General features: G+C 67.6%; 17 protein-coding genes. 7 read left to right on the top strand and 10 right to left on the bottom strand.

All coding sequences use genetic code 11. The features are described 5' to 3' along the window. Positions 1 to 2: 2 nt before the first annotated feature. Genes ACLQ3I_RS06950 through ACLQ3I_RS06935 form a run of 4 tightly spaced genes read right to left on the bottom strand, consistent with a single transcriptional unit; the run spans position 3 to position 2,084 of the window. Positions 3 to 419 carry a TIGR03668 family PPOX class F420-dependent oxidoreductase gene (locus tag ACLQ3I_RS06950; RefSeq protein ID WP_425800849.1) on the bottom strand — a complete coding sequence of 139 codons (417 nt, stop codon included), beginning with the start codon at positions 417 to 419 and terminating at the stop codon, positions 3 to 5. Positions 420 to 426: 7 nt separating this feature from the next. Continuing rightward, a complete protein-coding gene (locus tag ACLQ3I_RS06945) occupies positions 427 to 672 on the bottom strand; it encodes a hypothetical protein (RefSeq protein ID WP_425792185.1) in 246 nt (81 codons plus the stop codon). A gap of 43 nt (positions 673 to 715) precedes the next feature. Then, positions 716 to 1,165, bottom strand: coding sequence for a YidH family protein (locus ACLQ3I_RS06940; RefSeq protein ID WP_425792184.1), 450 nt, complete (start codon positions 1,163 to 1,165; stop codon positions 716 to 718). Further along, positions 1,110 to 2,084, bottom strand: a complete 975-nt coding sequence (locus ACLQ3I_RS06935; RefSeq protein ID WP_425800847.1) for an alpha/beta hydrolase — start codon at positions 2,082 to 2,084, stop codon at positions 1,110 to 1,112. Before ACLQ3I_RS06935 ends, ACLQ3I_RS06940 begins: the two co-directional genes overlap by 56 nt. A gap of 249 nt (positions 2,085 to 2,333) precedes the next feature. Between ACLQ3I_RS06935 and ACLQ3I_RS06930 the strand changes: the two genes are divergently transcribed. Beyond that, the gene (locus tag ACLQ3I_RS06930; protein WP_425800845.1) at positions 2,334 to 6,221 is read left to right on the top strand and encodes a Pls/PosA family non-ribosomal peptide synthetase; all 3,888 of its coding nucleotides are present in this window, start codon (positions 2,334 to 2,336) and stop codon (positions 6,219 to 6,221) included. Positions 6,222 to 6,297: 76 nt separating this feature from the next. Here ACLQ3I_RS06930 and ACLQ3I_RS06925 read toward each other — a convergent pair whose 3' ends face one another. Next, entirely contained in the window at positions 6,298 to 6,723 is a 426-nt protein-coding gene (locus ACLQ3I_RS06925; protein WP_425792804.1) for a DoxX family protein, read from the bottom strand. 241 nt (positions 6,724 to 6,964) lie between these two features. Between ACLQ3I_RS06925 and ACLQ3I_RS06920 the strand changes: the two genes are divergently transcribed. Both ACLQ3I_RS06920 and ACLQ3I_RS06915 read left to right on the top strand, forming a co-directional pair. Continuing rightward, complete coding sequence (locus ACLQ3I_RS06920; protein ID WP_425801870.1) at positions 6,965 to 8,320, top strand: M1 family metallopeptidase; 1,356 nt, start codon at positions 6,965 to 6,967, stop codon at positions 8,318 to 8,320. Positions 8,321 to 8,345: 25 nt separating this feature from the next. Next, the gene (locus tag ACLQ3I_RS06915) at positions 8,346 to 9,626 is read left to right on the top strand and encodes a lipopolysaccharide biosynthesis protein (RefSeq protein WP_425792180.1); all 1,281 of its coding nucleotides are present in this window, start codon (positions 8,346 to 8,348) and stop codon (positions 9,624 to 9,626) included. Here the strand turns inward: ACLQ3I_RS06915 and ACLQ3I_RS06910 are convergent. Next, the gene (locus ACLQ3I_RS06910; protein ID WP_425792179.1) at positions 9,569 to 10,441 is read right to left on the bottom strand and encodes a glycosyltransferase family 2 protein; all 873 of its coding nucleotides are present in this window, start codon (positions 10,439 to 10,441) and stop codon (positions 9,569 to 9,571) included. The two genes, ACLQ3I_RS06915 and ACLQ3I_RS06910, sit on opposite strands and share 58 nt — an antisense overlap. 51 nt (positions 10,442 to 10,492) lie before the next feature. Between ACLQ3I_RS06910 and ACLQ3I_RS06905 the strand changes: the two genes are divergently transcribed. Together ACLQ3I_RS06905 and ACLQ3I_RS06900 are read left to right on the top strand one after the other, a co-directional pair. After that, a complete protein-coding gene (locus ACLQ3I_RS06905) occupies positions 10,493 to 11,197 on the top strand; it encodes a glycosyltransferase family 2 protein (RefSeq protein ID WP_425792178.1) in 705 nt (234 codons plus the stop codon). 19 nt (positions 11,198 to 11,216) lie between these two features. Continuing rightward, positions 11,217 to 11,558: a DUF2304 domain-containing protein gene (locus tag ACLQ3I_RS06900; protein ID WP_425800843.1), complete on the top strand. Its 342-nt coding sequence runs from the start codon at positions 11,217 to 11,219 to the stop codon at positions 11,556 to 11,558. Positions 11,559 to 11,563: 5 nt separating this feature from the next. Here the strand turns inward: ACLQ3I_RS06900 and ACLQ3I_RS06895 are convergent, their stop codons facing one another. Then, positions 11,564 to 12,196 (bottom strand): dTDP-4-dehydrorhamnose 3,5-epimerase family protein, encoded by a 633-nt coding sequence (locus ACLQ3I_RS06895; protein ID WP_425800841.1) that lies wholly within the window; start codon positions 12,194 to 12,196, stop codon positions 11,564 to 11,566. After that, positions 12,197 to 13,072: a glucose-1-phosphate thymidylyltransferase RfbA gene (gene rfbA / locus ACLQ3I_RS06890; RefSeq protein ID WP_425800839.1), complete on the bottom strand. Its 876-nt coding sequence runs from the start codon at positions 13,070 to 13,072 to the stop codon at positions 12,197 to 12,199. A gap of 54 nt (positions 13,073 to 13,126) precedes the next feature. On the opposite strand from rfbA, the gene rfbB reads away from it, so the two are divergent. Next, positions 13,127 to 14,131, top strand: a complete 1,005-nt coding sequence (rfbB, locus tag ACLQ3I_RS06885) for a dTDP-glucose 4,6-dehydratase (RefSeq protein ID WP_425800837.1) — start codon at positions 13,127 to 13,129, stop codon at positions 14,129 to 14,131. A gap of 7 nt (positions 14,132 to 14,138) precedes the next feature. Here the strand turns inward: rfbB and ACLQ3I_RS06880 are convergent, their stop codons facing one another. Then, a complete protein-coding gene (locus ACLQ3I_RS06880) occupies positions 14,139 to 15,035 on the bottom strand; it encodes an alpha/beta hydrolase (RefSeq protein WP_425800835.1) in 897 nt (298 codons plus the stop codon). A gap of 84 nt (positions 15,036 to 15,119) precedes the next feature. Between ACLQ3I_RS06880 and galE the strand changes: the two genes are divergently transcribed. Then, positions 15,120 to 16,139 (top strand): UDP-glucose 4-epimerase GalE, encoded by a 1,020-nt coding sequence (galE, locus tag ACLQ3I_RS06875; protein ID WP_425792172.1) that lies wholly within the window; start codon positions 15,120 to 15,122, stop codon positions 16,137 to 16,139. On the opposite strand, the gene ACLQ3I_RS06870 is transcribed toward galE, so the two are convergent. Further along, complete coding sequence (locus tag ACLQ3I_RS06870; RefSeq protein ID WP_425800833.1) at positions 16,124 to 18,190, bottom strand: DUF6541 family protein; 2,067 nt, start codon at positions 18,188 to 18,190, stop codon at positions 16,124 to 16,126. The two genes, galE and ACLQ3I_RS06870, sit on opposite strands and share 16 nt — an antisense overlap. Positions 18,191 to 18,200: the final 10 nt, after the last annotated feature.

The following is an 18,200-nucleotide window of genomic DNA, read 5'->3' as shown; positions in this document are numbered from 1 at the left end:
TTTCAGGGACGGGCGGCCCACTCCTGCCACACCAGGTCGCGCACCACGATGACAGGGCCGTCCGGCCGTTCCACGCGATATTGCGGATACTTCTCGGCGAGCAGGTCGATCGCGCAGGCGCCCACCGTCGTGTCGGCATCGACCACGTCGGCGCGGCCGTCGACGCGGACCCACCACAGCGCGGTCCAGTCGTCGGCGTAGTGGTCCACGAGCAGCGAGACCGAAGGGTTGGCGGTGATGTTCGCGAGCCGGCGCAGACGGCGGGTCCGTTTCGGCTTGTGGTCGACGCACGAGTAGAGGATGTCGTCGTCGGGAGCGAGCGTGAAGACGATGGGTACGAGATGCGGAACAGCTGCCTCGCCCACCGTGGCCAGCCGGGCGATCCTGGCCGTCTCGAACCGTTCCCGAGCGGAGGTCATCGGACGTTCAGTCGTCCGGATCGGTGGCGTTCGGCCGAGGGGGTGGTGTCAGCTTGCGGCGTCGGAACTGCAAGAAGATCAAACCGATGTTGACCACCACGATCGCGATCCCGATCACCACCCACAGCCACCGACCTTCACGCCACCAGTTCACGGTCAGCAGCGCCACGCAGACCATGAGGATCACCGAGCCGACGATGGTCATCCCACGGGAGAAGCCCAGGGCTCCTCGTTGGAAGTCGTTGTTGATCATCCCAGAACTCTCATCCCAGCTCTCTCATGGCAGCTCTCTCACGTCAGGTCTGAATCAGGATCACCGCGGCGATCGCCACGGCAATCACCACTATCGCAACGACGAGGAACACCACATGCGACGGCCCCGGCATCTCGCCCCCGTCGCGGAGGACGGCCATCGTGCGGCGCCATCGCCACGCACCGAGCAGGGCGATCGAGCATCCCAGGCCCACCATCACGAGTCCGAGCACAGCCTCCACCACCGGATGCGCGATGTCGTCGGAGACGTAGACGACGGCGACCCCGGCGGCCATGAAACCGAGAGACGTGCGTACCCAGGCCAGCACCGTTCGTTCGGCAGCCAGCGTGAAGCGGGCGTCGATCGCTCCCGGCGTGGCCGACGGTTCGGCCGACCGTTGTGCAGACGATTGGGTGGACGGTTGGGCGGACTCGGACTCAGCCGGCCCGTCGGTCCTTTCGGTGGTCAGCTTCCTTGGCCTCTCGGATTGCATGGGCAACGAATGCGGAGATCACCCCGATCGCGTGCACCGTCTCCGGATGACGTGTGGTGAGCACCGGAAACGCGTGCACCTGCCAAGAATAGCTGTGGCCGACGGCATCGACACCCGCGTCGTCGAGCTTCTCGACCAACTCGATCACATCTGCCTCGAGCATCTCGCCTTCTGCCGTGATGATCGCGGTCGGTGGGAAATCGGAGTCGACGATCGCCGGGATTCGGCGAATACCGGAGAACGGGATCGGTCCACGGCCGAACAGCTGCGCGAGCTGCACCATTTTACTCTGCGGGATGTATGCATCGGAGCGGCTCGAACGATCGGGATTGGTCCCCACGTCCAGGTCGAGCAGGGGCGAGACGCCGACGAAGGCCGTCGGTCGCGGTAGCCCCTCGCACGCGGCGGTCTCGACGACCTTGCCGGCCAGAAAACCACCCGCGGAGTCACCGGCGACGATCACACGTCGGTATCCGCGCTCGCCGATGAGTTCGCGATAGGCCTCCACCGCATCCGACACCGACGTCCCCACGCCGACCGACGGCAGTTGGCGGTACTCGAGGGAGAAGACGGGGAGTTCGCAGGCGCTCGACAGTCGGCTCGCGATCGACCGGTGGGTACCGAGTCCGCACACCAGGAACGCGCCGCCGTGCAGGTAGAGGATCGCCGTCTCGGAGTCGCGGCCTGACGGCCCGGACGGCATGATGAGCTCGACCGGCCGATCCGCGAGTCTCATCTGCTCGCGGACCACACCTCGAGGCTTCGGACCGACCGCGATCGCACGATCGATCAGGAACAGTCCCGCCATCCCCGCCCTGTTGAGCGGCCACAGCGACAACGTGGGTCGCAGCAGGGCCCGCGCGCCGAACCAGAGCGGATACGACAGGAGGCTGGGTTTGCGGTGGTGAACTATCGGCATGCTCGTGCCTCCTCATCCAGTGACGCTGAACATGCTGAGGCAGATGCTCGACACACCGGAACTCGGGACGTGCTGAGATACATCAGTCCGAAAGTTACACCGGTAAACTCCGGTGTCGCCTGCAATCCGTCGGGTTTCGCGTGCAACCTCACCGTGCGGAGACACCGGGATGCAAACCACTGACTGTTCACTCAGATCTCAGCCAATGGTCGTCTTGGTCGAGTAAATTTTCCGCTTCGTGTCGAAACAATGGTGCTAACAGTGGTCATACCCCCCCAGTTCCTTCTGTCTTCGCAGGCCAGCGCACCGCGCACGCTTTGTGACGTACTGGATCGGACTGCCCAGACGTATCCGGAGGCACCCGCCATCGACGACGGCGAGCTGTCCCTCACGTACTCGCAGCTCCTCGCCCTCGTCCGGCGCGGCGCCGAGCGCCTCACCGCATCAGGTGTCCGACGGGGCGGGCGTGTCGGAATCCGCATGCCTTCGGGTACCCGGGATCTCTACATCTCAATCCTGTCCACCCTCTACGCGGGTGCGGCCTACGTGCCCGTCGATGCCGACGATCCGGACGAACGTGCGGACCTGGTGTTCGGCGAGGCCCGCGTCGACGCGATCCTCGGCGCGTCGGGAATCCAGGCCCTCGAGGCGGCGGCGGACGCCCGAATCGAGCCGTCGTCACACGAGTCGCGACCCACGGTGGACGACGATGCGTGGGTCATCTTCACCTCGGGCTCCACCGGAACACCCAAGGGTGTCGCAGTGAGCCATCGCAATGCCGCGGCGTTCGTGGATGCCGAGGCGCGCATGTTCCTGGTCGACGAGCCATTGGGTCCCGGTGACCGCGTGCTGGCCGGCCTGTCCGTCGCATTCGACGCGTCGTGCGAGGAGATGTGGCTGGCGTGGCGCAACGGTGCATGCCTCGTCCCGGCGCCCCGGTCACTGGTGCGCAGCGGCATGGACCTCGGGCCGTGGCTCGTACAGCGCGACATCAACGTGGTATCGACGGTTCCGACGCTCGCGTCGCTGTGGCCTCCGGTGGCGCTGGAAGCGGTGCGGTTGTTGATCTTCGGCGGTGAGGCATGCCCACCCGAACTGGCCGAACGGCTCGCCGTCGAGGGCCGCGAGGTGTGGAACACCTACGGGCCCACCGAGGCGACCGTCGTCGCATGTGCCGCCCCCCTCGACGGTGTCGGTCCGGTGCGCATCGGGTTACCGCTCCCCGGCTGGGATCTCGCAGTGGTCGACACCGACGGCCAACCGGTCACCGAGGGCGCGGTCGGCGAACTCGTCATCGGTGGGGTGGGCCTCGCGCGCTACCTCGACCCCGCCAAGGACGCCGAGAAGTACGCTCCCATGCCGTCTCTGGGCTGGGACCGTGCCTACCGCAGCGGCGACCTCGTCCGTCTCGATCCGGCCGGCCTCCTGTTCATGGGACGCGCCGACGATCAGGTCAAGGTCGGTGGCCGTCGAATCGAGCTGGGCGAGATCGACAATGCGCTGCAACAACTCCCGGGGGTCAGCGGTGCCGCCGCGGCGGTCCGGAAGTCGGCGGCGGGCAACAGCCTCCTGGTCGGCTACCTGGTATCCACGCATCCGGACTTCGACGTCGCCGCGGCACATGCCGCGCTGGCCGGACAACTGCCCGCTCCGATGGTCCCGCGGCTCGCGCTGGTCGCCGAGCTGCCGACCCGCACGTCGGGCAAGGTCGACCGAAACGCACTCCCGTGGCCGCTGCCCGGCACCGAGTCGACCGACGACGCGGAGGAACTCAGCGAGACCGAGGAGTGGGTCGCGAGATGCTGGACCGACGTTCTCGGCGTGGTGGTGAACAACCCGCAGGCCGACTTCTTCACCGAGGGCGGCGGATCGCTCGCGGCCGCGCAGCTGGTCACCGCGCTGCGGACCCGCTACCCCGACATCACCGTCGCCGACCTCTACGACCATCCCCGCCTCGGGTCGCTCGCCGAGATGCTCGACGGGCGCAAACCGTCGACCGTCGTCACGCCCCGTGAGGTCACGCCGACCCCGCCGCGGACCGGCCTCGCGCAGATCGCACTGTCGGTGCCGCTGACCACCCTGACCGGCCTGCAGTGGGCGACCTGGCTCGGCGTGGTGAACAACATCGCCGTCGAGGTGGTCGACCGCACCGACCGCTACGTCCCGTGGCTGGTGCACGTGAACTGGTGGGCGCTGCTGGTCGCATTCCTGCTGTTCATCACCCCTCCCGGACGCATGGTGATCGCCGCGACGGGCGCTCGGCTACTCCTCGCCGGGGTCACCCCGGGTAGCTACCCGCGCGGTGGCGGCACCCATCTCCGGCTGTGGGTCGCCGAACGGCTGCTGGAGGCGAGTGGCGCATCGAATCTGTCGGGGGCGCCCTGGATGATCTATCTGGCCCGGGCGCTCGGGGCGAAGATCGGACGCGGCGTCGACATGCACACCATCCCGCCGGTGACCGGTTTCCTCACCATCGGTGAGGGCGCGTCGGTGGAACCGGAGGTCGACCTCACCGGGTGGTGGATCGACGGTGACGTCGTGCACATCGGGGAGATCGTGATCAAGCGTGGCGCATCGGTCGGCGCACGATCGACGCTGTTACCCGGCGCGGTGGTCGGCCGCGACGCCGAGGTCGCGCCCGGGTCGGCGGTCCGCGGCCGGGTGAAGGCGGGTCAGCACTGGGCGGGCTCGCCCGCGGCGAAGGTCCGCAAGGCCGAACACCCATGGCCGGATCACCGGCCGCCGCGCGGGAGCGCGTGGGTCTCGATCTACGGGGTGTCGTCGTTGCTGCTGGCCGCGATCCCGCTGATCGCGCTGGCGGCCGGACTCGCGGTGATGGGTTCGTGGGCCATCCACGCCGACCGGCTGCGCGGCGTCGGACTGCGCTGCCTGATCCTGCTGCCGGCCGCGACCGTGACCAGCCTGCTGGTGTTCGCGGTGGTCACCGCCGTGCTCGTCCGGCTGCTGTCGATCGGCCTGACGAAGGGCTATCACCCGGTCCGCTCGCGCGTCGGCTGGCAGGTGTGGATGACCGAGCGCCTCCTCGATGCCGCACGCACCTATCTGTTCCCGCTCTACGCGAGCTTGTTGACGCCGTGGTGGTTCCGGCTCCTCGGCGTCAAGGTCGGTGTGGGCACCGAGATCTCCACTGCACTGGTCCTGCCGAAGTTCACCACCATCGGCGACGGCGCGTTCCTCGCCGACGACACCATGGTGGCGTCCTATGAACTCGGCGGCGGCTGGATGCACATCGACGAGGCGAAGATCGGGAAGAGGTCGTTCCTGGGCAACTCGGGGATGACCGGTCCCGGCCGCAAGGTACCGAAGAACAGTCTCGTCGCGGTGCTCTCGGCCACCCCGGACCGCGCGAAGTCGGGGTCGAGTTGGCTGGGCAGTCCGCCGGTCCGCCTGCGGCGCACGGCGGCCGCCAGCGACACGTCGCGCACGTTCGATCCGTCGACTCGACTCAAGGGCGCGCGTGCCGTGGTCGAGACGTTGCGGATCATCCCGGTGATGGTGTCGTTCGGCCTCGGCCTGTTCATGCTGCTCGGCCTGCAATACATCGCCCAGCACACCCACTACTGGGTGGCCGCCCTCGTGAGCGGGTTGCTGCTGCTGGTGGCCGGCGCGGCCGCATGCTGCATCGCGGCAGCGGCGAAATGGCTGGTCGTCGGCCGTATCCGGGTGTCCGAGCACCCACTCTGGAGCTCCTTCGTCTGGCGCAACGAACTCTCCGACGCCTTCGTCGAGACGGTCGCGGCACCCTGGTTCGCCAACGCCGCCACCGGAACCCCGATCCTCAACCTGTGGCTCCGCATGCTGGGCGCGCGGATCGGCAAGGGCGTCTGGTGTGAGACGTACTGGCTGCCCGAGGCCGACCTCGTGACGCTCGGCGACGGCGCGACCGTGCAACGCGGCTGCGTGGTGCAGACGCATCTCTTCCACGATCGGGTGATGGCCATCGACCGGGTCACGCTCGACGCGGGCTCGACGCTCGGCCCGCACTGCGTGGCGTTGCCTGCGGCCGGGCTCGGCGAGAGCGCGACCGTCGGCCCCGCCTCGCTGGTGATGCGCGGCGATGTGGTCCCGGCACACACCCGCTGGCAGGGTAATCCGATCGCGCCGTGGAGCGGCTAGGGATCTCGATACGGCGCCTCGCTGCGCTCGATGCCTACTCGATCAACGGGCCAGCCGTATCGAGCTACGGAAAAGATCAGTCGACCACCGCGGCCCGGCGACGACGCCGGAACACATAGTGATCGGCCGCCGCGCTACCCGATTGGGCGAACCCGACCGCGAGGAGGCCGGCGATCAGCGCGAGCGGCAACTCGTAACCACCGTCGGTGCTCCAGAAGCCATGGTCCCAGTGCGCGTACGCGATCGCGCCGATCATGTCCGCGATCAGCAGGATCGACACCAACGGCAGCAACAGACCCAGGATGAGCAGGATGCCGCCGACGAATTCGACCCAGGTCGCGTACTGCGCTGCGAGGTTGGGAGCCGGGACGCCCATCCCGTCGAAACCCTTCTCCACATTGCTGATTCCGTTGGTGTGGAGCTTCTGCCAGCCGTGCATGATGAAGATGTAGCCGAGAATCAGCCGTGCCAAGAAGAACGTCACACTGCGTACGCCGAACATGATCTCCCTTTCGTCCCGACCCAGGTAACCGGACTTCAGTCCGGTTGTGGATCCCCACCGTCTCACGATCGCCACCGCCGCGTGCACCTCGGGTGCGGCAGGTAACCTAAGTGTCCGCGACGGCTCACCGCCGCCGTGGGACATACGCGCCGCAACTCGCACATCGTGCGGCGCATCCGTCCACCGGATCATCTCAGGTGAACGTGTGCCCGGGGTGCGTATCGATCAGGCAGGAGCGTCAGTGCCGGGTAAGTCGAGCAAGGGTCCGCGACAACCCCTCCTCGGCGCTCCACTCGATGCACTCGACCCATACCTGCCCGACAACGGCAACCTCGGTTATCGGATCTCGCGGTACGACCTCGAACTCGAGTACAAGGTGTCGCCGAACCGCCTGGCCGGCACGGCGACACTCACCGCGACGTCATTCATCCACCTGCGCAGGTTCACCCTCGACCTCGCGTCGGCGATGTCGGTGGCACGCGTGACGATCGACGGCAAGCGCGCCCGCCACAGCCACCGGAACCGGAAGCTGACGATCACTCCCGATACCCCGATCCCACCGGGCGGGGCATTGACCATCGTGATCCGCTATTCCGGATCACCGCGACCCATCCGCGGACCGTGGGGCGAGGTGGGCTGGGAGGAGCTCACCGACGGCGCGCTGTGCGCCAACCAGCCCAACGGGGCGGGGTCGTGGTTTCCCTGCGACGACCATCCCAACGCCAAGGCCCCCTACCGATTCTCGATCACCACCGACAGCCCCTACTACGCGCTCGCCAACGGCGTCCTCGAGTCCAAGCGGACCCGCGCAGCACAGACCACCTGGGTCTATCAGCAGGTGGAACCGATGGCGACGTATCTGGCATCCGTCCAGATCGGGATGTACAAGAAGAAGACACTGGCCACCAAGCCCGTTCCGGTCGAGGCGGTTCTGCCGCATCGGCTGATGCGAAATCTCGACATCGACTTCGGCCGTCAGACCGAGATGGTCGAGGCGTTCGTCGAGATGTTCGGGCCCTACCCGTTTCCCGTCTACACCGTCGTGATCACCGACGACGAGCTCGACATCCCCATCGAGGCCCAGAGCTTCTCGATCTTCGGCGCCAACCACTGCGACGGCAGCCGCCACGCCGAGCGGCTGGTCGCGCACGAGCTGGCCCATCAGTGGTTCGGGAATTCGGTGACGCTGTCGCGGTGGCGCGACATCTGGCTGCACGAGGGATTCGCCTGTTACGCCGAGTGGCTCTGGAGTCAACGGTCCGGCGGCCGGAGTGCCGCCGAGTGGGCGCGGATCTACTACGACAAGCTCGCCGCGCACCCGGTCCGGGCAACGCTCACCGACCCCGGCCCGCGCCACATGTTCGACGACTGGGTCTACAAACGCGGCGCATTGACCCTGCACGCACTGCGCCTGAGCATCGGCGACGGCAATTTCTTCGCGCTCCTGCGCCGCTGGACCGACAAGTACCGGTACGGGTCGGCGACCACCGAGGACTTCATCGCGCTGGCCGCCAACTACTCGACGATGTCGCTCGGACCGCTCTGGGACGAGTGGCTGTTCACCGCCACGCTGCCGGCCTTCCCCGGGCCGTCCTGAAACGGGTCACCTCGGTGGATCACCCATGCCCGACGACGTAGAACAGCAGGCGGTGCGCGGCACCATCGGCCGTGTCACCGTCGCCACGCTCATCGCCGCGGCCTCCGGCTATCTGGTGCTGCTGCTCGCCGCACGTGACCTCGGCGCCGCGGGCTACGCCGTCTTCGCGGTGTTCTGGGCGGCCTACGGCATGGTCACCGGCACGCAGAACGGCCAGCTGCAGGAGACGACCCGTACCGTGCGGGCCGCCCTCGATTCCCGCCACGACCACACGGCCGACGACAACTCGCCCCGCGCCCGCCCCGGGCTGATCAACGCGGCGATCGGGCTCGTCCTGGCGGCCGCCGTCGCCGCGACGTCACCGCTGTGGAGCGGCCACGTCTTCACCGAGGAGCGGTGGCTGTCGGTGCTGCTGCTGTCCGTCGGGGTCGCATCGTTCGCGGTCTATGCACATCTCGCGGGTGCACTTTCGGGGGCACTCGCCTGGGGGCCGTTCGCCGTCCTGCTCTCCGTCGATGCGCTCATCCGACTGGTCGGCGCGGTCGTCGCGGTGGCCCTCGACGGCGACGTGACGGCGTTTCTGGTGATCACGGTGATCGGATCGGTGTCGTGGATGGCCGTGCTGCTCACCTCGACGGCGGCCCGGAGTGCGCTCGGTCTGCGCAGCGACGTCGCGCCCGCGCGTTTCACCACCAACACGCTCACCGCGATGGCCGCCGCCGCCGCGAGCGCCGTGCTGGTGATGGGTTTCCCGGTACTGATCAACGCCACCGCCCGCGACGATGCGGACACCGCGACCGTGGGTGCGGTGGTCCTGGCCGTGACGCTCACCAGGGCGCCGCTCCTGGTGCCGCTGAACAGCTTTCAGGGCGTGCTCATCACCCGGTTCGTCGACGGCCGACGACACCTGATGGCCGCACTGCGTGCGCCTGCCGCGGTGGTCGCGGCGATCGGCCTGGTGGGCGCGGCGGCCGCGTGGCTACTCGGTCCGTGGTTGCTGACCAGCGTGTTCGGTGCGGATTTCCAGCTGTCGGGCGCCACGCTGGCCGCGTTCACACTCGGTGCGACCGCGCTCGCTCTCCTGACGGTGAGCGGCGCGGCGGCCATCGCGGTCGGCTCCCACCGCTGGTACGCGGCCGGGTGGTGGGTCGCCACGCTGGCGTCGATCGGACTGCTGCTACTACCGCTCGGCGTCGAGGGCCGGGTCGCCATCGCCCTGATCGGCGGACCGGTGATCGGGATGCTGGTTCACGGTGTCGCGTTCGCCCGGCGCCGCGTGCCCGCGGCCGCGAGCACGCGAGACTGAAAGTGGTTCAGCCGCGACGTCGCATGAAGACGTGCGGCGCGTGCGGCGCGATGCCATCCGAGCTCGGCGCAGCGTCGCGCCTCGGCGGCGAAGAAGGCGTTCTCCTCGGCGAACCGACGCCCGTCGACCGCCTGTAAGGAACTGACCGACGCGTCGTGGCGCCGGTAGCGGAACACCACCGTCGAGTCGTGGACCAGCGAGCCACCGGTCGCGGCCAGATCGACCAGCAGCGCGAGGTCGAGGACGACCTCCAGACCGGGACGGAACCCGACGTCGCGCACCGGCGCGGTGCGCCACAGCAAAGAAGGGAAATAGGTCCAGTTGCCGTGATAAAGGCTGGTGGCCATGGCCTCGCCGCTGCGGACCGTCGCCGCCCCGCCCGCCGCGGCCTTGGGCGTGAGGAACCCCTTGATCCGGTCGCCCAGCGGGCGCACCACGTCGCCGCGGTCGTCGATGACCTCGACCCCGGGGGCCACCACCGCGGCATCGGGATGGTCGCGGGCGAGTGCGCGAACGGTGCCGAGGTAGTCGGGCAGCATCACGTCGTCGCACCCCATCACCACGAAGTGGTCGGCATCGACCAGTTCCACGCAACGACGAAAGTTGCCGTTCACCCCGAGATTGGTCTCGTTGCGCAGGTAGTGGACCCGTGCATCCGCCAGTGACGTCAGCCATTCACGCGGTTCGGGATCTGGGTAACAGTCGTCGATCACCACCAGACGGAGGTCGCCGTCGCGCTGGTCGAGGACGCTGGTGACGGCCTGCCGGAACTGCCCGACGTCGCCGTAGAAGGGCATCATCACGTCGATCGGCACGCGACCAGACTAGTGCCGGGATATGGCCGCACCTCGGCTAGGGTTACCGGCATGGCCTCGGGTTCCACCAGCAACGATGACGTGTGGCTGGTGATACCCGTCTACAACGAGGCCGAGGTGATCCGGAAGGTCGTATCGGACGCCGCGCAGGTCTTCCCCAACATCGTCTGCGTCGACGACGGGAGCACAGACGACTCCGCCGCCGAGATCACCGCGGCCGGCGCGCGCCTGGTGCAGCATCCGGTCAACCTCGGCCAGGGCGCGGCGATCCAGACGGGCGTCGAGTACGCGCGGGTACAGCCGGGTGCGCGCTTCTTCGTCACCTTCGACGCCGACGGGCAGCACCGGGTCGACGACGTGGTCGCGATGATCGAGCGGCTCCGCACCGAACCGGTGGACATCGTGGTGGGTACCCGGTTCGCCGAGGGGCGCAGCGAATCGGTACCGCCGCTGCGCCGAATGGCACTGCGCACCATCGTGTTCCTCAGCCCGCGCACCCGCCGACTCGGACTCACCGACGCCCACAACGGATTACGCGCGTTCAACAAGACCGTCGCCGACCAGCTCGACCTGATGATGGGCGGGATGAGTCACGCATCCGAGTTCGTCGCCCTCATCGATCACTACAAGTGGCGGGTGACCGAACAGCCGGTCACCATCCTCTACACCGAGTACTCGCGCGCGAAGGGGCAGTCCCTGATCAACGGCGTGAACATCGTGGCCGACGGCCTGCTGCACGGCCGCATGCGGCGCTGAGAACGTTGGGAGACAACCGATGATCATCATCCAGATACTCTTGGTGGCCGCCGCCCTCGGGCTGGTGTGGTACTTCATCACCAACCGCGGCAACGCCCGCGCCTCGGCGGGCGTGAAACTGCTCTTCGTGGCGTTCGTGGTGTTCGGGATCTATGCGATGCTGCGCCCCAACGACATCACCGCCGTGGCCGAATGGGTCGGCGTCGGCCGTGGCACCGACCTGGTGTTGTACTGCCTGGTGATCGCCTTCGCCTTCACGACGGTGGCAACCTATCTCCGATTCCGCGAGTTGGAGATCCGCTATGCACGGCTCGCCCGGGCGATCGCGTTGCAGAACGCGGAGAACCAGAAGAACGGCTGACGCGACTAGCCGGTCGGCGGATCGGTCGCCAACGACCGCAGGTACGCCGTGACGTCGGCGTACTCCGGTAGCAGTCCATTGTCGCGAGCGGCCTCGAGTCCGGGTGCTGCCGTGTCCTTCTCGGAGAGTTCGTAATGCAGGGGCGACCCGTCGCGGGCGACGATCGGCCACTCGATGCCGAGCGCCGGATCGAGTGGGTGGATGCCGTGCTCAGCGCCCGGGTTGTATCCGGTCGAGCAGAGGTAGGTGACGGTGGAACCGTCGGCGAGGGAACAGAAAGCGTGGCCCAGCCCCTCGGACAGGTACACCGCGCGACGGTCCACGTCGTCGAGCAGCACGGTGTCGTAGGTGCCGAAGGTCGGTGACCCGACCCGGATGTCGACGATGACGTCGAGGATGGCCCCGGACGCGCAGGTGACGTATTTCGCCTGGCCCGGTGGGACGTCGGCGAAGTGGACGCCACGCAGCACACCCGCCGCCGACACCGAGAGGTTCACCTGTGCGAGGTCGAGCCGGTGGCCGATGACCTCCTCGAGCAGATCGCCCTTGAACACCTCCGCGAACAGCCCCCGAGCGTCGCCGTGCTGGACAGGCGTGAGTTCCCATGCACCGTCGATGGACAGTGGCCGCACCTTCATTCAGAATCCCTTTCCACGGTCCAGCAGTTCGAGCAGGTAATTGCCGTAACCCGACTTGCGGAGCTTCTCCGCACGCGCACGCAGATCCTCGTCGTCGATGAATCCCCGGCGCCAGGCGATCTCCTCGGGCACGGCGATCTTGAGGCCCTGCCGCTGCTCGACGGTGCGGACGAAGTTGCCCGCGTCCAAGAGCGAGTCGAACGTGCCGGTGTCCAGCCATGCGGTCCCGCGTGGCAGCACCTTCACCGCGAGCTTGCCGCGGTCGAGGTAGTGCGCATTGATGTCGGTGATCTCGTATTCACCACGGGCACTGGGTTTCAGGTTGCGCGCGATCTCGACGACGTCGTTGTCGTAGAAGTACAGTCCGGGCACCGCATAGTTGGAGCGGGGATGGTCGGGTTTCTCCTGCAGGGCGACGGCTCGACCGCCGTCGTCGAAGTCGACGACGCCGTATGCGCTCGGGTCGGCCACCCAATAGGCGAAAATCGCTCCACCGTCGACGTTCTCGAACCCCTGCAGCTGACTGCCGAGACCTGGTCCGTAAAAGATGTTGTCGCCCAGCACGAGTGCCACCGAGTCGTCGCCGATGTGATCGGCGCCGAGGATGAAGGCCTGAGCGAGTCCGTCGGGCGACGGCTGGGTGACGTAACTGATGGAGATGCCGAACTGCTCACCATTGCCGAGCAACCCGTGGAACGCGTCGCTGTCCTGCGGGGTGGTGATGATGAGGATGTCGCGGATACCGGCCAGCATGAGCGTCGAGAGCGGGTAGTAGATCATCGGCTTGTCGTAGACGGGCACGAGCTGCTTGCTGACGCCCTGCGTGATCGGGTGCAGACGGGTCCCGGTACCCCCGGCGAGAATGATTCCGCGCATGCCCCTCAGACTAGGCGACGGTAGGCTGATCGGCGTCAGCGAAAGGGGTAGTCCATGCGGGTTCTGGTCACCGGGGGTGCCGGTTTCATCGGCGCCAATTTCGTGCTGCGGACCCTCGAGCAGCGCCCCGACGTCGAGATCACGGTGCTCGACAAACTGACCTACGCCGCCAACCCGGCCACCCTGGCGTCGGTCACCGACCGCATCGACCTCGTCCAAGGTGACATCGCCGACGCCGACCTCGTCGACGGCCTGGTGGCGGCCACCGATCTGGTGGTGCATTTCGCCGCCGAATCCCACAACGACAACTCACTCGCCGATCCGTCGGCGTTCGTGCAGACCAACCTCGTCGGCACCTACAGCCTGCTCGAGGCGGTCCGCCGCCACGGCGTGCGATACCACCACATCAGCACCGACGAGGTCTACGGCGATCTCGACCTCGACGATCCGGCCCGTTTCACGGAGGCCACCGCCTACAACCCGTCGAGTCCCTACAGCTCCACCAAGGCCGGCAGCGATCTGCTGGTGCGGGCGTGGGTCCGGTCGTTCGGGCTGGCCGCGACGATCTCCAACTGCTCGAACAACTACGGCCCGTATCAGCACATCGAGAAGTTCATCCCCCGCCAGATCACCAACGTGCTCTCGGGCGTGCGGCCCAAGCTCTACGGCGACGGCCTCAACGTGCGCGACTGGATTCACGTCGACGACCACAACGACGCCGTCTGGACCATCATCGACAAAGGCGAGATCGGTGAGACCTACCTGATCGGCGCCGACGGCGAGGTGAACAACCGCACCGTGGTGGAGACCGTCCTGGAATTGCTCGGACAACCCACCGACGCGTTCGACTTCGTCACCGACCGACCCGGCCACGACCGCCGCTACGCCATCGACTCCACCCGCCTACGCACCGAACTCGGCTGGCGCCCACAGTATGTGGACTTCCGATCCGGACTCGCCGCAACCGTCGCCTGGTATCGCGAACACGCCGACTGGTGGCAACCGGACAAGCAAGCCGTCGAACAGGTTTACGCCGCGACCGAGAAGGTCATCGGCTAGACACGTCCTAGGCGTCCAGCGGCACCACCCGGTCGAGGAAGTCGACCTGATCGGCGACGACCTCCTCGAAAGCGTCCCCGACGTAGATGTCGAAATGCCCTTCCGGGTAACGGATCAACCGCGTGGTCGGACCGCGATGGGCGAAACGCACCGTCGGCCGGGCCGGCGCGACGGTGTCGTCGTCGCACACGCAGACCAGGACCGGGCAGGTGATCTTCTCCAGCGCACGACCTGGATTGTGCAGCGGGATGGCAAGACCCACGCGGGCCGCGACCTCGTTGCGGAACGGATGGCCGTCCGGGACCAGCGAAAGGTACCCGGGGATCACATCCGGCGCCGTCATCAATGCCGCCTGCCCGGCCTGCCCGGCCAGCCCGACCGTCACGGGCGCGCGACGGAGCACCGAGCCCGCCAGATCCGCGATGCCGCGGGCGGTCACCTTCAACGCCGAGACCGGATCGAGAGCCAGCGTCGACGCGATACCGCTGGTGAACGGGCATTGCGCGATGACCGCGGCCACGTCGCCGTCCCGGGCGCCGGCCGCCATCGCATGGCCACCGCCGAACGACGTGCCCCACAGAACCACGCGCCGGCCGTCGACATCGGGGATCGACCGCGCATGGGCGATCGCCGCCGCCCAGTCGGCCAGCTGCCGGCGGATCGAGAGCAACTGTCGGGGCTCACCGTCGCTGTCGCCGAAATGCCGGTAGTCGAACACCAGGCAGGCGTAGCCGGCGTCGGTGAACCGTTCGGCGAAGGCATCGAGTCGCATCTCCTTGACCGCGCCGAGTCCGTGCGCCATCACGATGATCGGTGCAGGCGACGCCGCGTCGGGCAGGTACAACCATCCCCGGCAGAGATCCCCCGCGCCGCCCGACCTGAATTCCACGTCTTGCCGCGACACACGCCGACGGTATCCCGAGACGATGAGGGCGACAACACAGCATCCCCGGAGCGAACGCCCAGGCCGATTGCATACCGTGGACCCATGCGCGTACTCGTCAGCGGCGGCGCCGGCTACATCGGCTCGCACACGGTCATCCGTCTCCTCGAGGCCGGCCACGATGTGGTCGTCGTCGACGACTTCAGCAACGCCAAGCCGACCGTCATCGGCAGACTGGAGGCCCTCACCGGCACATCGGTCCCGGTCCATTCCTTCGACCTGACCGACGTCGACAAGACCGAGCACCTGTTCGCCCACGAGACGATCGACGCGGTCATCCATTTCGCCGGTTTCAAGGCGGTCGGCGAGTCGGTGGCCAAGCCGCTCGACTACTACCAGAACAACCTGGACAGCACGTTCTCGCTGCTACGCGCCATGCGACGACACGATGTGCGGACGCTGGTGTTCTCGTCGTCGGCCACCGTGTACGGCGCCGAACCCCAACTCCCGATGACCGAGGACCTGCCGACGTCGGCGACCAACCCGTACGGCTGGACCAAGGTGATGATCGAGCAGGTACTCACCGACGTCGCCGCGAGCGACGACCGCTGGCGGATCGCCGCGCTGCGCTACTTCAACCCGGTGGGCGCACACGTCAGCGGCGACATCGGTGAGGACCCGAGCGGCATCCCGAACAATCTGATGCCCTTCGTCGCGCAGGTCGCCGTGGGACGTCGGGAGAAGCTGTCGGTGTTCGGCGACGACTACGACACCCCCGACGGCACGGGCGTCCGTGACTACATCCACGTCGAAGATCTCGCCGCCGGGCATGTCGCCGCACTTGATCGCATCAGCACGGGCACCAGCCCGATGTCGATCTGGAACCTCGGTACCGGGCAGGGTGTTTCGGTCCTCGACGTGATCAAGGCCTTCGAGCGCGCGAGCGGCAGGCCGATCCCCTACGAGATCGCACCCCGGCGTGCCGGCGACATCGCCGCGTCCTATGCCGACCCGTCGCGGGCAAACACCGAGCTGGGCTGGTACGCCACCAAGACCATCGACGACATGTGCGCCGACACCTGGCGCTGGCAGTCGAAGAACCCGAACGGTTACCCGGACGCCTGATCGGCGCCCGCGAACACCGAGTCGTTCACGCGATAGATCGTCACGTTGCCCCGGCGGAAGACCGGCGTCAGCCCCGGCGCGCCGTGCTCACGCAACGACAGGAACGGGTCGCCCTGCACACCGTGTTCCGGGTCGGGCACGCCGTTCTGGAACGGCCAGTAGCTGGGCGGACTGTCGATCAGGTAGTGCACGTTCATGTCCCGCACGATCTGATCGACGTGTGGATCGGCACCGATCTGGGAGACACCCCAGTACAGGTCGCGTTGCCGCTGGGAGAAGTCGTTGGCCCGATAGAACGGGAACATGGGCGTGACACCGGTGACCGGGTAGATCCAGCCGGTGCCCTGGTCCAGATTGTTCATGACCAGCGTGTCGCGGACGCCGGGTTGCCGTTCGAGCCAGTGATACGCGACGAGGTCGTCGGGCCCGACGAACTTGCCGTCCCGCTGCTTCGAGGCGATCTGTGCGTCCGACGGATATCGCCAGACCCCGGCGCCGGCGATGACCAGCAACAACACCGCCACCGCGGTCGGCGCCACCCAACGTGCGGATCGTGATCGCGCCTGCGTCGGCTCGGGCGAGACCAGCCGCGACACCAGCTGCGACGCGCCGAGCGCCATCGCGCCCAATGCGATCCCGGCCACTGCCGCCGACAGCATCGCGACGACGAAGGTCAACCGGTGCGGCGAGTTGTAGAAGTAGCCGCCGATGGCGCCGAGCGGATAGGTCAGCGGGCCGAGGGCGACCACCGAGTTGGCGGTCACCAGAACGAAGACCAGCCACGCGGCGAGTCCGGCCCAGCACCGCATCCACACCAGCACGCCCAGTCCGATCAGCGTGAGGACGATCAGACCCCAGATCGGGTAGTGATCCTGCAGTGGGATGGTGCCGTTGAACGCCGCCTGCCCGAGCGCGTTGAACACGCTGACGGATTCCTCGCGGAAGTCGAAGAAGGGCAATTCGTTGGTGTCGGACACCTTGATCGTCCCGGCCACCACCGGCGCGATGCCCACCAACGTGACCAGTGCGGTCAGCACCAGGGTCGTCAGGTCGGCGAGCCGCCCGTACGCGGGTCGCCACAGTCCCTCACAGAGCCACCACAGCGCGACGATGACGACGGCCAGGATGAGGCCGGACGGATGGGTCGCGGTGACTCCGGCGAGGGCAAGGGCGGCCGGCAGCACCCGCCGCCGATCACGCACCGCACTGATGATCAGGATGGCGGCGATCGGCGCGATCGACACACCCACCGCATTCGGCACGGACGTCAGCTGGATCTCGACGTAGGGCAGCGACGGGAACAGCGCCGACACCGCGGCCGCCGTGCCCGCGAGCACCGCCGATCGGTTCGTGTCGAAGCGATGGCGGGCCAGCCAGTACGCCAGGGACGCGACCCCGAAGGGCACCGTGATGGCCAGCACCGCAGGCGAATACGTGTTGTAGAGCTCGACCGGGTCGGCACCGGTCAGCGGGAAGAGCACGGCACCGAGGGCATGCCATGTGTTCGGGTAGTAGTTGAAACCGTGGGTGTCATAGTTCATCAACTCACCCATGCGCAGCGCCGAACCGACTCCGGTCTCGTGAATCCACCGCAGCGAACTCGCATGCCACAGGGAGTCCCACACCTGCGAGACATTGCCCAGCCCGGCGAACGCGGTCTTGACGAGCGGCCGGATGCAGGTGATCGCGATGATCGCCCCGCCGATCACGGCACCGCCGACCAGTGGAAGCGTCGCCCGACGGGTCAGCGGTGGGTCGTCGTCGGACGGGTCATCCGGTACCAGACCACGTAGTCGCCGGGTGCCCAGCAGCGCCGCGTACGCCCAGCCGACGAGGAGGGTGACCACCAGTGCCACCAGGGCCGTCACCGCGTTCCATTCGAACCCGATGGCCGAGTAGAGGACGGTGAAGAGGCTGACGATGGCAAAGGTGATCGGCGGGCCGGCCGCGATCGCCACCGGCCACGGCAACGTCATCCGACGTCCGACCAGCGCGCCGGGCACCACCAGCACCAGGGCCGTCACGACGGTGACCCACGCGCCCAGCAACATCGCCCGCAAC

This window comes from Gordonia sp. DT101, from assembly GCF_049844895.1.
GTDB lineage: Bacteria > Actinomycetota > Actinomycetes > Mycobacteriales > Mycobacteriaceae > Gordonia.
The sequence above is the reverse complement of the archived record's forward strand: the minus strand, read 5'-3'. Positions and strand labels throughout refer to the sequence as shown.

Bases quoted from the DNA above. Each gene is read 5' to 3' on its own strand.
- ACLQ3I_RS06950 (WP_425800849.1), bottom strand. From the start codon at position 419: ATGACCTCCGCTCGGGAACGGTTCGAGACGGCCAGGATCGCCCGGCTG.
- ACLQ3I_RS06945 (WP_425792185.1), bottom strand. From the start codon at position 672: ATGATCAACAACGACTTCCAACGAGGAGCCCTGGGCTTCTCCCGTGGG.
- ACLQ3I_RS06940 (WP_425792184.1), bottom strand. From the start codon at position 1,165: ATGCAATCCGAGAGGCCAAGGAAGCTGACCACCGAAAGGACCGACGGG.
- ACLQ3I_RS06935 (WP_425800847.1), bottom strand. From the start codon at position 2,084: ATGCCGATAGTTCACCACCGCAAACCCAGCCTCCTGTCGTATCCGCTC.
- ACLQ3I_RS06930 (WP_425800845.1), top strand. From the start codon at position 2,334: ATGGTGCTAACAGTGGTCATACCCCCCCAGTTCCTTCTGTCTTCGCAG.
- ACLQ3I_RS06925 (WP_425792804.1), bottom strand. From the start codon at position 6,723: ATGTTCGGCGTACGCAGTGTGACGTTCTTCTTGGCACGGCTGATTCTC.
- ACLQ3I_RS06915 (WP_425792180.1), top strand. From the start codon at position 8,346: ATGCCCGACGACGTAGAACAGCAGGCGGTGCGCGGCACCATCGGCCGT.
- ACLQ3I_RS06905 (WP_425792178.1), top strand. From the start codon at position 10,493: ATGGCCTCGGGTTCCACCAGCAACGATGACGTGTGGCTGGTGATACCC.
- ACLQ3I_RS06900 (WP_425800843.1), top strand. From the start codon at position 11,217: ATGATCATCATCCAGATACTCTTGGTGGCCGCCGCCCTCGGGCTGGTG.
- ACLQ3I_RS06895 (WP_425800841.1), bottom strand. From the start codon at position 12,196: ATGAAGGTGCGGCCACTGTCCATCGACGGTGCATGGGAACTCACGCCT.
- rfbA (WP_425800839.1), bottom strand. From the start codon at position 13,072: ATGCGCGGAATCATTCTCGCCGGGGGTACCGGGACCCGTCTGCACCCG.
- rfbB (WP_425800837.1), top strand. From the start codon at position 13,127: ATGCGGGTTCTGGTCACCGGGGGTGCCGGTTTCATCGGCGCCAATTTC.
- galE (WP_425792172.1), top strand. From the start codon at position 15,120: ATGCGCGTACTCGTCAGCGGCGGCGCCGGCTACATCGGCTCGCACACG.
- ACLQ3I_RS06870 (WP_425800833.1), bottom strand. From the start codon at position 18,190: ATGTTGCTGGGCGCGTGGGTCACCGTCGTGACGGCCCTGGTGCTGGTG.